Origin of the sequence: Uliginosibacterium gangwonense DSM 18521, from assembly GCF_000373965.1 — a bacterium.
GTDB classification, from domain to species: Bacteria; Pseudomonadota; Gammaproteobacteria; order Burkholderiales; family Rhodocyclaceae; genus Uliginosibacterium; species Uliginosibacterium gangwonense.
In genome coordinates this window covers 1-14721 of the sequence record NZ_KB892834.1, presented here as the reverse complement: position 1 = coordinate 14721, position 14721 = coordinate 1, and the positions used below count along the sequence as shown (strand labels likewise).

The following is a 14721-nucleotide window of genomic DNA, read 5'->3' as shown; positions in this document are numbered from 1 at the left end:
AGGCACACACCTGGGGCAGTGTGCGCTTCGCTTTCCCTCCGCCGGTATGACCCGGATCAGGTTCCAAGGGTGTTTCTCACTATTGGCGCACGCACCAACAGACCCCCAGCGAATGCCTGCACCTTACTGAAAAGCGCGCTCGCTGGCAATGCCTGCCTGTACGTCGGGCTGAGACGGCAAAGTGCGTGGTGATCAGGTATATATGGAAAGTGTTGTGGAAGAAGGCTTTTGAGTCATGCGGCAGCCTGTGCATTCCTGTGTTGGTGGTTTGTTGCCCGCTCTGGCGATGCTGGGGGTTGTGGCGGGATGTGTGGAGGAGCCCGTGGAAGAGCGGGTTGCGCAACCGGCGGTGCAGGCCACCACGCCCAGTGCCCAGCCCGTGGATACCGAAGACAGCATCCCGCAGCCCCGCGCCGTGCTGAATCTATCCAAGCCTGCAAATCCTTCGGGCAAAGCGCCTCCCGCTACGGTGAAACCCCAGGCCAAGGTAGGTAAGGTGGCAAATGAGGAAAAGCCCGCCGCTCCGCCTGCCGAGCCGGTGAGCAAACCAGTGGAAAGCCCTGTAGTGAGCAAGCCGCAACCAGTCCCGGCACTCTCCAGCCAGATCCTCAGGGAGTTCCCCTGGTTGCAACGCTGTGCTGTGCGTGTGGAAGCAGGGGGCGCGATACAGTGTGATGCGGATACCCTGCTGGTGCAGCCTTCGGCAAGGGTCCAGGTGTTTGTGCGCGACCCCAGGCTGGTGCGTACAGAAGGTGGGCGCATCCAGCTGCGTGAAGGGTTGCCCAGGCTTTATCGGTTTTTTGTCTTCCCTTGGGCTTGCGCGTATCCGCGTCACAGATCGTGACCAGAGATTAAAGTTGCCCCCCTGTTTGGCCGCTATGATGCAGATATGGGCTGAGTCTGATGGGGTGACTTGCATGCGGGGTTTGAAAATCGCCTTGGTAGTCTGGCTGGCTGGGTGCCTGTTGCCCTTGGCACAAGGCGCAGACTGGCTGGTTGTGGCCAAGGACAAGTTGCGCAGTGTGGAGCTGGATCGCTCCAGCATTATCGATTCCGATGCCGGCAGCAAGGTTGCCTGGGGACGCATCGTGATTTCTGACGCCCATGCCGAGCTGACAGGCTACAAAACCCTGCGGGTGCTCAACCGCTACGATTGCAGCAACCGCAGTTTCACGGTGATCAAGCGGCTTTACCTGTCGCGCGACGACAATGTTTTGCGTGAAGAGGCACTGGAGCAACAGAAGGCTTCGGTCGTGCGCCCAGGCACCGTGGATGAGCGCTTCTACACCGAAGTCTGCCCGGCTCCTGCGCCCGTCATTGTGAGCAAGCCGGGGAGCAAGGCCGCCAGCGTGGCAGATTTGCGCAATCTGGCCGCCGAGGCAGCCCGGCGGGCCGAGCAGGTGCGCAAGGGCAATGGGGATGATCCCCGGCCCTTTCGTCGCGCCGATGTCCAGCTCGTCAAAGCCGAGTCCGACTCGGACACCCCGCTCAACAAGCCCGTAGACAGGAAAGATGCCGGGGGCTCCGTAAAACCAGGCTCAGGCTATGCCGCTTTGCCGGTCTCCATCCGGCAGGCCCAGGCACAGATGCTGCCTGCCTTGCGTGGCACTGTGCCTGCCGGGCATAAAACTCCTGCGGCTGCGGGCGCCCACGTAGAGGGTGGGCACGGCGCCTGGAGTTATGAAGGCGCGACCGGGCCACAGGCCTGGGGATCAATCCAACCCGACTATGCCGCCTGCGCCAAGGGTACGCGGCAATCCCCCATTGATATCCGGGATGGCATCAAGGTGGATCAGGAAGCAATCGTGTTCGACTACAAACCTGCACGCTTCAGCATTATGGATAATGGTCACTCCATCCAGATCAATTACGGTGAGGGCTCTCAACTCTCCGTGATGGGGCGCAGCTACGTCTTGCAGCAATTCCATTTCCATCTGCCATCCGAAGAGTGGGTGGAGGGACATGGTTTTGCCATGTCGATACACCTTGTGCACAAAGACCCTTTCGGCCATTTGGCCGTGTTGGCACTATTGGTGGAGCGCGGCAGCGCCAATGCCCTGGTGCAGACACTGTGGAACAACCTGCCGCTTGAGCGCAACGAAGCCTACTCGCCAGCCGTACAGATCAACGTGCAGGATTTGTTGCCCACTCGTCGGGAGTACTACAGTTATATGGGGTCTTTGACCACGCCTCCTTGTAGCGAGGGCGTGCTGTGGCTGGTGCTCAAGCAGCCGGTGCAGTTGTCGGATGAGCAGCTTGCGGTGTTTTCGCGCTTCTATCGCAACAACGCCCGTCCGGTGCAATCGGCCAATGACAGAGTCATCAAGGAGTCCCGTTAGCTTCTCCTCCCTCGGGCAAAGGAGGCTGTCATGGAAATCCGCAAGAATGTCGCACCTGAATTCGTGCTGGGTGCAGGTGCGCTTGATCTGGTGGGGCGGTATGCCAGCAACTTTGCGGCGAAGAAGGTTCTTGTCGTAAGCGATCCAGGAGTGGTTGCCGCAGGTTGGGCCGAGATGGTCATAGCGTCTCTGCGTGGTGCGAATATCCCAAGCGTGTTGTGTGTAGGCGTGAGCCCCAATCCGCGTGATGATGAAATCATGGCAGGGGCCGACATGTTTCTGGCCGAAGGCTGCGATGTGATTGTGGCCGTAGGCGGTGGCAGCCCGATGGATGCCGCCAAGGGCATCGGCATCGTTGCCACCAGTGGGCAATCCATCCTGAGCTTTGAAGGTGTAGACCAGGTGTGGGTGCCCGGCCCGCCCTTGATCTGCATTCCGACCACGGCAGGGACGGCGGCTGATGTCTCCCAGTTCGCCATCGTCAATGACTCCGCACGCAAGGTCAAGATCGCCATCATCAGCAAGGCCATGGTGCCGGATGCGGCCCTGATTGATCCACGCACCACCACCACGATGGATGCTGAATTAACTGCCGCCACGGGGATCGATGCCTTGGTTCATGCCATTGAAGCCTACGTCTCCACCGCCAGTTCCCCGGTGACTGATCTGCACGCCCTCAAAGCTGTGCAACTGATTCCGGCCAATCTGGCTGCAGCGATCCAGAACCCGAATGACATGAACCATCGTGACCCGATGATGCTGGGCAGCCTGTTCGCGGGCTTGGCATTTTCCAATGCCAGCCTCGGTTTGGTCCACGCTATGGCGCACAGCCTGGGTGGGCTGTTGGATCTGCCTCACGGTATGTGCAATGCATTGCTACTGGAATACGTGGTGGCGTTCAATTACATGGGGGCTCCAGAGCGTTTTGCCCAGCTTGCAGCGGCGTTTGGTGTGCCGCCGGAAGTGGGCGCTGACGCACAGAAAGCGGCCTTGATCGGAGCACTGTGCAATTTGCGCAAGGCGGTTGGTTTGGGCCATGGTTTGCGGAAAATGGGGGTACGCCAAGAGGATATTCCCTTGCTGGCGCAGCATGCTTTCCATGATCCCTGTGTGGCCACCAACCCTGTGCAGCCCAGTGTGGGTGACATCGAACTGATCTACGAGCGTGCCCTTGATGAACCCAGATAAGGAAAAAATCCAGCTTCGGGATCAGATCATCGGCCTGGAAGAGCATGCCTTGCGCAAGAGCTACTTCCCCCTGCTGCAACAGCAGGTGGAAGCCCTCAAGGCGACGCAGCGTTCCTTGGAGCACAAAGCGGAAGAGCTGGAGAACATGCGCCGCCGTGCCGAGGAAAGCGAGGCCAATTACAGGGAACTCTTCGACAAATCGGGCGAGGCGATCATCGTCCATGATTTGCAGAGTTTGCGCGTCTTGGAGGTCAATCAGGCATTTACCGATCTGTTCGGCTATGCCCGCGAAGAGGCGGTGCAACTCTCTCCGCAAGATTTGGCAGCGCCGGATTCCCATGCCATGCTTGATGCCATGTTCGGCACTGAGAGCCAAACTAATTCGGACATCCAGTATTTTGAATTGCTTGCCCGGCGTAAAGATGGGACGGAATTCTGGGTGGGCGTAACCGTTAAGTACGCCAGCATACGCGGCGAGCGCCGTATTCTGACTACGACCCATGATATTACTGATCGCAAGCGTGCCGAAGCGGCGGTCATCGAGGCGAATCGTCTGCTTGAAGAAAAGGTGGAACGGCGCACTCACGAGTTGGCACGTGCCAACCAGGAGCTGTCAACCCTGTTGGAACATCTGCGCAATGCCCAGCACCAGATCGTGCAGGGTGAAAAACTTGCCGCCCTTGGCTCACTGGTGGCAGGTGTGGCCCACGAGTTGAATACGCCGATCGGCAACAGCCTGATGCTGGCCAGCGCCTTGCAGGATAAGCGCGAAGAGTTTGCTGCCAAGGTTGCAGCAGGCTTGCGCCGAAGCGACCTGCTCGAATTCACTGATTACCTGAGCGAAGGGTTTGGCAGCCTGCTCTCCAGCTTGAACAGGGCGGGCGAACTGGTCGCAAGCTTCAAGGAGCTTGCCGTGGATCAGACCAGTTCCAGACGGCGCAAATTTGATCTGCATGAAATCATCAACGAAACCACCTTGATGCAGGGGCCAAGTCTGCGCCGTGCCTGCGTGTGCCTGCATAACGAGATTCCTGCCGGCATCATGATGGATAGCTATCCCGGTCCGCTGGGGCAAGTGATCGGCAACCTCCTCAACAATGCTCTCAAGCATGGATTTGAGGATAGGCAAAGTGGAGTGATCACCATTTCCGCGAGTACCGAGGCAGATCGGGTTGAACTTGTTTTTGCCGACAATGGCTGTGGCATCAAACCTGAACACCTGCCACGCGTGTTTGATCCGTTCTTTACCACCAAACTTGGGCAAGGTGGCAGTGGCCTGGGTTTGCACATCCTGTACAACTTGGTGACGGGGGCATTGGGCGGCACGGTGCGCCTGGAAAGCACGCCGGGGGAAGGCGCGCGATTCTTCCTCAACCTGCCCTTGGTCGCCAGCAAGATTTCTGAACCAGAATCAGAGTAAGAAGCCACAAAATGCATCTGGCGTTGTTGCGCCGCCTTGCTATACCACCTGTACTGTCTGCGTCGGCGTACCTAGCCAGTACGGTTCTTGAGAGGTGGTGTTTCCGGTCCGCACCAAATAAATAGGCCCACAATCGTGGGCCTATTCTGAATGGCGCAGATCAGTCCTTGATGGCTTCCACGCTGATCGACAGGGTGACATCATCCGAAACGTAAGGCACGTATTTACCCATATTGAATTCAGAGCGCTTGATTTTTGCCACCGCGTTGGCGCCAATCTCATCCTTTTTGAGCATGCCATTCGGGGCTGCATGGAAGGAAGTGAGCGCAAGGGTGACTGGTTTGGATACACCCTTGATTGTGAGTATGCCGTCGACGGCCTTGGGGGTGTCGCCTTCAAATTTCACCTGGGTTGATTTGAACGTGATTGCCGGGAACTGGGCTGCATCAAAGAAGTCTTCACCCTGCAAATGTCCGTTGAATACTGCGAAACCGGTGTTGACCGATTTGACATCAATGCTCACATCCACTGAGCCGGTCTTGGTCTCGCGGTCAATTACCACCTTGCCGCTGGTATTGTCGAAGCGATGTACTTGGGTGGAATAACCCATGTGGGTGTATTCAAAGCGCGGTGCAGTGTGCGTCGGGTCGATGGAGTAGGTCTCGGGCGCGGCAAAGGCAGTCATGGCCGCAGTAGAGAGTGCGAGGGCGATCACGGTTTTCTTCATGGGTGTGTTCCTGTCAGGTTGGCTGTTGGGGTTGGAGGTTTATTTTTTGGGAGCGGCGGTCAGGCGGAATTTGATCTGCACTTCATTGGCAACGGTACCGAAGTCGGCCCATACGCCTTCGCCAATGGCATAGTCGGCGCGCTTGAGGACGAAGCCGCCTTCAAACACTGCATTCGCGCCATCCTGGCGGAAGCTTGCCGGGGTGCTCACGTCCAGCGTCTTGCCCTTGATGGTCATCTTGCCGCTGACTTCAAAACGGTTGTTGCCCAGCGGTTTGATGGCGGTGGAAACGAATTGCGCGGTCGGGAAGGCCTTGCTGTTGAACCACAGCTTGCCGCCCACTTCGTCATTGCCCTCGGCAGAGCCGGTATCAATGCTGGCGACTTCAATCTGGAATTGCGCCGTGGCTGTAGCGGGCTTGGCCGGGTCAAAACTCAATTGACCACGAAAGCGCTTGAAACTGCCTTCCATGGGCACATTCATCTGCTTGTAGGTGAAGGCCAGGGCACTCTTGTCGTTCAGAACCTGGTTGTACTCCACGGCCTGGGCCGAACCCGCGCCGAGTACGGCCAATGCGGCAAATGCGATCAGTTTTTTCATGTTTATGCTCGGGGGAGGGAAATCAACGGGTTTTCAAAAACGGCAGCATGCGGACCAGCACTTCGTCACGGTCGATCAGGTGATGCTTGATCGCTGCGGCGGCGTGCAGGGCGACCAGGGTGACCATCAGCAGGTTCAGGCTGCCGTGGACTTTTCCCAGGATGTCGCCCAAATCCTTGCTCTTGGCGACTAGATCAGGCAGGGGCAGCAGGCCGAAATACACGGTCTGGAAGCCTTTGGCCGAACTCATCAGCCAGCCACTCAAGGGGATGGCGAACATGAGCACGTACAGAATGCGATGCATCCACTCGGCGGCAGTATGTTGCCAGGCGGGTATTCCGGCCACGGCGCCCGGAGCCTGATGGGTCAGGCGCCAGGCCAGACGGATGACCGAGAGGAGGAACAGGGTGACGCCCGCCCACTTGTGCCAGGAATAAATCTGCAGCTTGGTGGGTGAGAAGGGCAGATCAGACATGTAGATGCCCACTCCGAACGTGGCGAGCATCCCCAGGCCCACCAGCCAATGCAGGCTGCGTGCGGGGCCGGTATAAGTGCTGGGGGAGGAAGGATTCGTCATGATGCCTGTATTCCGAGTGGGGACGGTATGAACTTTATAGAGGGCCGAAGAAAGGATAAATCTGGTTCTGTGCAAATGATTGTTGCTGAATGCGCAAGAATCTATTTGCACGTTTATCTGTCGCACTTGCTTGCAAGTGCGCGCTGCAGGTAGCGTTGCCAACCTGTTTCAATGAAAGTGTCTGAGATGCGCGGTGTGTCCCTGGTGGCTTGTCTGATGTTGGCGCTGACTTTGGTGGGGTGTAACAAGGAGGATAAGAAGCTTGCCCGGCAGCTTGAGCAGGCGGCCAAAAAGCTGGCAAAGGAGATGGAGCGTGCCACGGCTCAAAAGCAGCAGGGCTCCGTCAAGACTGAGCCTCTGGTAAAAGGCAAGAAAGAGGTGGGGCATCGTGATTTCGATACCGCCAAACAGGTTTTGCCCCTGGTCTATAAAGGGCTGGAAGAAGACATCTACTGTGGCTGCAAGTATTCCGGCAAGAGCGTGAATCTGAAATCCTGCGGCTATGTTCCCCGCAAGAATGCCCAGCGTGCATCGCGCCTGGAATGGGAACACGTGGTGCCAGCCGAGCATTTTGGCTCCCAGCGCCAGTGCTGGCAAAACGGGGGGCGCAAGAATTGCAGCGGCCACGATACCCTGTTTGACATGATGGAAGGGGACCTGAACAACCTGATGCCCTCGGTGGGCGAGGTCAACGGGGATCGCAGCAACATGAACTATGGAGTGTGGACGCGCACGCCCGAGCCGGTGTATGGCCGATGCATGAGTGTGCCGGACTTCATGACCCGGCGTTTCCAGCCCCGTGAGGAAGCACGAGGCCGCCTGGGGCGCGCCAGCCTGTATATGCATACGCGCTATGCCCTGAGTATGAGTGACCAGGATCGCAAACTCTGGTGCGCCTGGGCCAAGACCTATCCGGTGGATACTTGGGAACGCGCGCGGGATAAGCAGGTCATACGCTTCCAGGGCGAGGGTAACCCGCTGGTTGAAGACGCCGCGCGGCTGGCCAAGGTGTGCGGTGCTGCCTGATGCGGTGTTTCGAGGCAGCGTCTCACAGGGCGTAACCCCTTTTGGCAAGGCCATTCGTTTCATTGTGGACGAAGGTATCGGCAGCCCATGCTGCCCGTGCCCATGCTGCTAATATTTTGAGCGGATCAGACAGGAGGGGCAAGCTCATGAAGATTCAGACATTCTTGATCGTAACCGTGCTTTTGGCAGGGGGCGCGGCAGCACATGCCGATGAAGCCTCGCGCATTGCACGGGTGACGTTGTATCCGGGGAGCGCGGCCGTAGAGCGTGTTGCGCACGTGGCAGCCGGCGCCACACGCCTGGAGATCGGGGGGCTGCCTGCGAATTTTGATGTGCAGACCATCCGGGTTGAAGCGGACAACGGGATTCGCATTGGCGAGTTGAGCGTGCAGGATGTGAGCGGGACAGAGGCTGCCGGGGGGCGTGAGGCGGAGATCGTGGCCAAGATCCGGGCACTCGACGACCAGATCGGTATGCTGGACGTGGAACGCAAGTCTTCTGAACTCGTCACGGGGTATCTGCAAGGTCTGGGCACACAGGAGGCCGGCCCCAAGGCTGCACCGCTGGATGCCAAGGGGCTGGCGGCGGTACTGGAGGCCATCCACCGGGGGGGTAACGATTCCTTTGCCCGCATCCAGCGGGTGGATGTGCAGAAACGCGAGATCGAGCGCCAGAAGCAGGCGCTGCAGCAGGAACTGGAGCGGGTGCGCAGTGGTGCGCAGGATACCCGTCGTCGCCTCAGCATTGGGCTGGCGGCAGATCGGGCAGGGGACGTGCATGTGAGTTACCTCGTCAACGGCCCCGGCTGGCGCCCCACCTACCGTGCAGCGCTGGATTCGACCGGCGCCAAGGTGGAACTGGAACGGCAGGCGGTGATTGCCCAGAGCAGTGGGGAAGACTGGAGCAAGGTCAGCCTGCGACTCTCTACTGGCCAACCCCGTCAATCTCCGCAAGGCAGCGAAGTGCGCCCCTGGCGCCTATCCATCCTGATGCCCTCCCGCCCCATGCCTTTGGCCATGGCCGCTGCCCCGGCTCCCGCGAAGGCCATGCTGGCAGAGCGGGCGAACAGAGTAGAAGAGCCCCTGTTTGATGTGAGGGAGGTGCAGAGCGCTTTTGCCACCGAGTTCGAAGTGCCAGGCCAAGTCAGTCTGCCTGCCGATGGCCGCAAACTCACCGTGTCTTTGGGGCGCCAGACACTACCGGTCAAGTTGAGTGTGCAGGTGGTACCGCGTCAGGACACCACTGCCTATCTGGTAGCGGAAACCAGTCAGCCTGAAGGTGTATGGCTGGCGGGCAATATCCAGTTGTTGCGCGATGGCAGCCATGTGGGCGCCACCTACTGGAACCCGCAAACGGGTGAGCATCTGCAACTGCCCTTCGGGCGGGACGATCTGGTGCGTGTCAGCGTGGCCCATGTGCGCGAGAACAGCGCCGAGAGTGGCTTGATCACCCAGCGGAGCGAACGCCAGATTGCCGATACCTATACGGTGGAAAATCGCCATCGTCAGGCCATCAACCTGCTCTTACTCGAACCCTCGCCGCAAAGCACCAATGAGCAGATCAAGGTGGAAGCCAAATTCCAGCCCAAGCCGAGCCGCGAAAACTGGGACGATAAACCCGGTGTGGTGGCCTGGGAACAAAGCATCGCCGCCGGCGCCAAGCAGAATTTCAGCGTGGATTACCGGATCGTGTGGCCCAAGGATAGCGCCATCAACGGCTTGCCATAGGCATACACTTGGCGGGTGGGGCGCCTAGTGCACTTCGCCCGCCAGCCCCAGCTTGCGGATTTTGTCGCGCAGGGTGGTCTTGGGGATTTGCAGGGCCTGGGCAGCCAACACCAGATTGCCGTCATGCTTGCGTAGCGACTCCCGGATCAGGGAGCGCTCAAACACGTCCATGGTCTCGGGCAGCGAAAGCCCGTCTGGGGTGCGATGATCGCCAAACGGCGGGGCATCGGTCTCAATTCCCAGCACGCAGAGTTCCGCCACATTCCGCAGCTCACGCACATTGCCCGGCCAGGCGTGGCTCATGAGTTGGCGCATGCGGGCCGGGGTGATCTGCGGGGTGGGGCGACCATAGCTGGCGCTGGCCTGGAGCAGAAAATGCTCGAACAACAAGGGGATATCCTCCCGTCGTTCGCGTAGCGGCGGCAGGGGGATTCTGGCGACATTCAGGCGGTAATACAGATCGGCACGGAATTTCCCGGCGTCTGCCAGCGCCCGCAAGTCTTCCTTGGTGGCGGCCACGATGCGGCAGTCCACCGGTACGGCGGCGTTGGAGCCCAGGCGTTCGAGCGTTTTCTCCTGCAAAACACGCAGTAATTTGATCTGCAAGACCGTTGGCATGCTCTCGATTTCATCGAGGAACAGTGTGCCGCCATTGGCGTGCTCAATCTTGCCGATGCGCCGCTTGGCAGCTCCGGTGAAGGCTCCCGCTTCGTGGCCGAACATCTCGGATTCAAACAGGCTCTCGGGCAGGCCACCGCAATTGACGGCCACAAAATGGCCCTTGCGCCGGTCACTGGCTTCATGCAGCGCCTGGGCGATGAGTTCCTTGCCCGTGCCGGTCTCACCTTCGATCAGTACGCTGGCATGGGTGGGGGCGAGTTCGCGCACCAGCCGCCGCACCCGTTCAATCGCCGGGGTTCGGCCAACGATGCGGTGATCGATAAAGTCCCGATCCTGTAATTGTTGGCGCAGGCGGCGTACTTCCAGCACCAAGGCGCGTTTTTCCAGTGCCCGTCGGGTGATGTCGACGAGTACCTCGGGGGTGAAGGGCTTTTCGATGAAGTCATGTGCCCCATCCTTCATGGCCTGTACGGCAAGCGCCACGTCTCCGTGCCCGGTGATGAGGATCACGGGCAAATCAGGGTCGCGTTCATGCACTTCGCGTAGCAGGGCCATCCCATCCATGCCGGGTAGACGAATATCGCTGATGATGACACCTGGGTAGTCCGGGGTCAGCAGGCGCAGGGCTTTTTCTGCCGAGTCTACGCCCACCGAGGCGATTTCATCAATGTAGAGTGCCTGCTCGCAACCATACAGCACATGTGGGTCATCTTCGATCAACAGGGCGTGGAGTTTCAGCATGGTCATGATTCAGTCTTTCTCTTGGGCCGGAATATCCAGCGTGAATAGTGCGCCGCCTTCGGGGTCATTGCTGCCTGTCAGGGTGCCGCCAAAGTCACGGACGATACCTGCCGAGATCGACAGGCCCAGGCCCAGGCCAATGCCCGGCGCCTTGGTGGTATAGAACGGCTCGAACATGTGGCGCAAGGTGTCCTCATCCAGCCCTGGGCCGTTGTCCTGGATCTGGATGCGGGCGAATGCGCCATGCTGGTCGGCCTGGATATGCAGACGGGGTTGAGGAAGCCCTTCCAGCGCGTCAACTGCGTTGCCAATCAGGTTGATAAGAACCTGCTCCAGCCGCACCGGGTCGCACCACGCGGTCAATCCCGCCTGGATGCTTTCCCGCTCTATGCTGATGTGCTGGCGGCGGATGCGTTGCTCCTGCACATAAATGGCATTGTCGATGGCCTGGGATACTTCCACCGCGCGTGGCGCCCCGGTCGTTTTGCGGGCAAATGTTTTCAGGTGGCTGGTCAGCCGCCCCATGTGGTCAACCATCTGGCAGATGCGTTCCAGGTTGGATTCCACCATTGAATGATCGCCCCGCTTTTGCAAGCGGATGGCATTGTGCGACAGGGTGGAAAGCGCTGCCAGGGGCTGATTCAGTTCATGTGCGATGCCGGTGGAAAGCTGCCCGATCACCGCAAGTTTGCTGGCCTGCACCAGTTCGTCCTGCGCGTTGCGTAGCGTTCGTTCGGCACGGGTGCGCTCTTCCACCTCTTGCTGCAGACGTTCATTGGCGGTGGATAAATCCACGGTACGCTCGGTGACTTTGCGCTCAAGTTCATCATTGGCGCGTTGCAGGGCCTCGCGTGCGGCAAGGCGGTCACGCGTGCGGCGGCGGCGTTCGTTGGCCATCGCTAGGCAAATCAGCACCAGAGCCGCTCCGGTAGTGGCCAATGCACCTTGAATACGGGCGATCTGCTCAACCTGTTCGGCATGCGAGAACACTGTCAGCCGCCAAGCCGTGCCCGGCAAAATGCGGCTTTGCGACAGGAATGTGCCAGCTTCCGTGGGCTTGGCGCTGTTGGCCGAACTGGGGGCTTCGGCAAGCCGCATCAGGCGCGAGTCACTATCCAGATCGCGTAAGGCACGACCAGGAAAAGGGGTGAGCGTGCGCCGGTTGTATTTGAAGCTGTTGTCGAATTCAAGCCGGGTCGCCGCATCAAGCGGGCGCATGGCGCGGAACTTCCAGTCTGGGATGGAGGAGAGAATGACAACGCCATTCTCATCCTCAACCAGTACCGGCGCTTCGGCAGACGACCAGGAATGCTCCAGCAGGTCCAGCCCGACCTTGACGACGGCCACCCCCTGGATGTCCGAAGGGCGCCCCAGCGCTGAAGACAGGTAGTAACCCGGCTCCCCTACCGTGGTGCCTACGCCAAAGAAGCGTCCGTTTCCTTCATTGATGGCGTCATGATAGTAGGGGCGATAAGAGAGGTCTTCGCCCATGAAGCTGTCCGGGCGTTGCCAGTTGCTGGTGGCCAGCACCTTGCCACTGCGGTCCAGCACATAGATCGAAAGCGTTCCGGCACGGGAATTGAGCTGCTCCAGATAGCGATTGACCTCTCCCACCAGAGGTTTGTCGCCAGGGTGACGCAGCATCTCCAACACGCTGGATTCCAGGCCCAGGGTGTTGGGGAAATAGGCGTATTTCTCAATCTCCCGATCCAGGCTTGCGGCATACAGATCAAGCCTGTGTTTGCCCATCTGCTGCAGAGCCGTGTACTCCCGCGCCTCGCTCCAGCGATACGCCCCATAGCCTGCCCCCAGCGCCACGGCACTGAAGAGCAGCAGGTTCACCGCACGAACCAGCAGGGGAGGGATGACGATACGCATGGGCAGATGGATAGATCGAAACCGCTCACGGCTTTGTTCCATGAACGGATTTTTAGGTGGGAGGATTACCTTTCCGGCGATAGTATCAGAACCCGTTCAGGCGCAGTTTTTTGCGCGGCCACATAAAAACAAACGACCCACCTTGGAGGGTGGATCGTTCGATGGGATGCCTGCTGTTGCCCGTATGCGGGGCAGAATCCTTGGAAGGTCTGCATCCGCATCGTGGCGTTCCACTGTTAGTGGCGAATCTTGTAAGGCCGATACGTAGGAGCCCAGACCTTGGCCTGGATCAGCTCGTCGATCTGTGCATCGGTATAAGCCTCGGTCAGCCCTTCAGCACGGGCCTGCTTGGCCACGGCCACGGCGATGTTGGCCGAGACCTTGCGCATGTCGTTCAAGGGCGGCAGCAGCTTGCCTTGCGGGTCGTCCTTGGCGGGTGACATGGCCGCCAGTGCGCGCGCTGCGGCGAGGAACATGCCGTCGGTGACGCGACGGGCCTTGACCGCCAGCGCAGCCAGACCGACTCCGGGGAAGATGTAGGAGTTGTTGGTCTGGGCGAAGTGGTGGGTCTTGCCTTCGTAGTCGATGGAGGCAAAGGGGCTGCCAGTGCCGATGATGGCGCGTCCTTCGGTCCAACGCACGATGTTGGCCGGTTGGGCTTCGACGCAGGAGGTGGGGTTGGAGAGCGGGAAGACGATCGGGCGGGCGACATGGCGGGCCATTTCGCGGATGATCTCTTCGCTGAAGGAGTCGGCCTGACCAGAAACGCCAACCAGTACGGTGGGTTTGGCGTTACGGGCCACGTCGAGCAGCATGGCCTTGTCGGCGCTGTCGAGCTTCCAGCTCTTGAGCAGGGCGCTGTCCTGGGTGTAGGCCTTCTGGAAGGCTTCCAGGTTCGGGGTCTGTTCGGTCACCAGGCCATGACGGCCAACGATGTAGAAGCGCTTGCGGGCTTCTTCTTCGCTCAGGCCAGCTTCAACCATGGCGTGCTTGATCAGATCAGCAATGCCGATGCCGGCTGAACCACCGCCGAGGATGGCGATGCGTTGTTCGGTCAGCGCTACACCCGTGATCTGGATGGCGGACAACAAGGTGCCGGTCGCAACCGAAGCGGTGCCCTGGATGTCGTCATTGAAGGTGCACAGGCGGTCGCGGTAACGGTCCAACAGACGGTTGGCGTTGTTCTTGTGGAAGTCTTCCCACTGCAGCAGCACTTTCGGCCAGCGTTTGTGGACGGCGGCCACGAAGGCTTCGATGAAGTCATCGTATTCCTGACCACGCACGCGTTCATGGCGCCAGCCAATGTAGCGCGGGTCAGCCAGACGTTCTTCGTTGTTGGTGCCCACATCCAGCGTGATCGGCAGCGTGGTCGACGGATCAATACCGCCGCAGCCCGAGTAGATCGCAAGCTTGCCGATGGGAATGCCCATACCGCCCACCCCTTGGTCCCCCAGACCGAGGATACGTTCACCATCGGTGACGACGATACACTCGACGTTGTCAAAACGCGGGTTGGCCAGAATCTGATCCAGACGATCCTTGTTCGGCAGGCTCAGGAACAGCCCACGCGGACGACGGTAGATGTGGCTGAACTGCTGGCAGCCTGCGCCCACGGTGGGGGTGTAGATGATTGGCAGCAGCTCTTCCAGATGTTCGGTGATCAGTGCGAAGTAGAGTGTCTCGCAGGTGTCTTGCAGATCCCGCAGGAAGACATAGCGGTCCAGATCACTCGGCAGGGCCCGCACGCATTCCAGACGGCGCTGTACCTGGTCTTCCAGGCTTTCAATGTGGTCCGGCAGCAGCCCATGCAGGTGGAACGCGTCACGCTCTTCGAGTGTGAAGGCGGTGCTTTTGTTCAGCAGCGGGTTTTCGAGGAT

Annotated in this window: 12 protein-coding genes and 1 riboswitch; of the genes, 6 read left to right on the top strand and 6 right to left on the bottom strand. The window is 59.5% G+C overall.

Translation table 11 applies throughout. The features are described 5' to 3' along the window. Positions 1-15: 15 nt before the first annotated feature. A riboswitch (TPP riboswitch) is annotated at positions 16-117 on the bottom strand. A 118-nt stretch (positions 118-235) separates the two neighbouring features. The 4 genes from B145_RS28475 (at position 236) to B145_RS27065 (ending at position 4947) form a co-directional block, all read left to right on the top strand. Then, complete coding sequence (locus B145_RS28475) at positions 236-844, top strand: hypothetical protein (protein ID WP_018604334.1); 609 nt, start codon at positions 236-238, stop codon at positions 842-844. A gap of 73 nt (positions 845-917) precedes the next feature. After that, complete coding sequence (locus B145_RS0100055; RefSeq protein WP_018604333.1) at positions 918-2339, top strand: carbonic anhydrase; 1422 nt, start codon at positions 918-920, stop codon at positions 2337-2339. Positions 2340-2369: 30 nt separating this feature from the next. Beyond that, positions 2370-3527, top strand: a complete 1158-nt coding sequence (gene ercA / locus B145_RS0100050) for an alcohol dehydrogenase-like regulatory protein ErcA (protein ID WP_018604332.1) — start codon at positions 2370-2372, stop codon at positions 3525-3527. Next, complete coding sequence (locus B145_RS27065; RefSeq protein ID WP_018604331.1) at positions 3514-4947, top strand: PAS domain-containing sensor histidine kinase; 1434 nt, start codon at positions 3514-3516, stop codon at positions 4945-4947. Before ercA ends, B145_RS27065 begins: the two co-directional genes overlap by 14 nt. Before the next feature lie 160 nt (positions 4948-5107). Here the strand turns inward: B145_RS27065 and B145_RS0100040 are convergent, their stop codons facing one another. The 3 genes from B145_RS0100040 to B145_RS0100030 are packed head-to-tail and all read right to left on the bottom strand — an operon-like array spanning position 5108 to position 6851. Further along, complete coding sequence (locus B145_RS0100040) at positions 5108-5674, bottom strand: YceI family protein (RefSeq protein WP_018604330.1); 567 nt, start codon at positions 5672-5674, stop codon at positions 5108-5110. 39 nt (positions 5675-5713) lie between these two features. Beyond that, on the bottom strand, positions 5714-6274 hold the full coding sequence (locus tag B145_RS0100035; RefSeq protein ID WP_018604329.1) for a YceI family protein: 561 nt from the start codon (positions 6272-6274) through the stop codon (positions 5714-5716). 22 nt (positions 6275-6296) lie between these two features. Beyond that, positions 6297-6851, bottom strand: a complete 555-nt coding sequence (locus tag B145_RS0100030; protein WP_018604328.1) for a cytochrome b — start codon at positions 6849-6851, stop codon at positions 6297-6299. Positions 6852-7022: 171 nt separating this feature from the next. Between B145_RS0100030 and B145_RS0100025 the strand changes: the two genes are divergently transcribed. Beyond that, positions 7023-7877 carry an endonuclease gene (locus B145_RS0100025; protein ID WP_211209724.1) on the top strand — a complete coding sequence of 285 codons (855 nt, stop codon included), beginning with the start codon at positions 7023-7025 and terminating at the stop codon, positions 7875-7877. A gap of 146 nt (positions 7878-8023) precedes the next feature. Continuing rightward, on the top strand, positions 8024-9604 hold the full coding sequence (locus tag B145_RS23805; protein ID WP_018604325.1) for a mucoidy inhibitor MuiA family protein: 1581 nt from the start codon (positions 8024-8026) through the stop codon (positions 9602-9604). Between the two features lie 24 nt (positions 9605-9628). On the opposite strand, the gene B145_RS0100015 is transcribed toward B145_RS23805, so the two are convergent. The 3 genes from B145_RS0100015 to B145_RS0100005 form a co-directional block, all read right to left on the bottom strand. Continuing rightward, on the bottom strand, positions 9629-10972 hold the full coding sequence (locus B145_RS0100015) for a sigma-54-dependent transcriptional regulator (protein ID WP_018604323.1): 1344 nt from the start codon (positions 10970-10972) through the stop codon (positions 9629-9631). A 3-nt stretch (positions 10973-10975) separates the two neighbouring features. Beyond that, the gene (locus B145_RS0100010) at positions 10976-12886 is read right to left on the bottom strand and encodes a sensor histidine kinase (protein WP_018604320.1); all 1911 of its coding nucleotides are present in this window, start codon (positions 12884-12886) and stop codon (positions 10976-10978) included. A gap of 194 nt (positions 12887-13080) precedes the next feature. Then, positions 13081-14721: NAD-dependent malic enzyme (locus B145_RS0100005; RefSeq protein ID WP_018604318.1), on the bottom strand; the 1641-nt coding region annotated here is incomplete at its 5' end.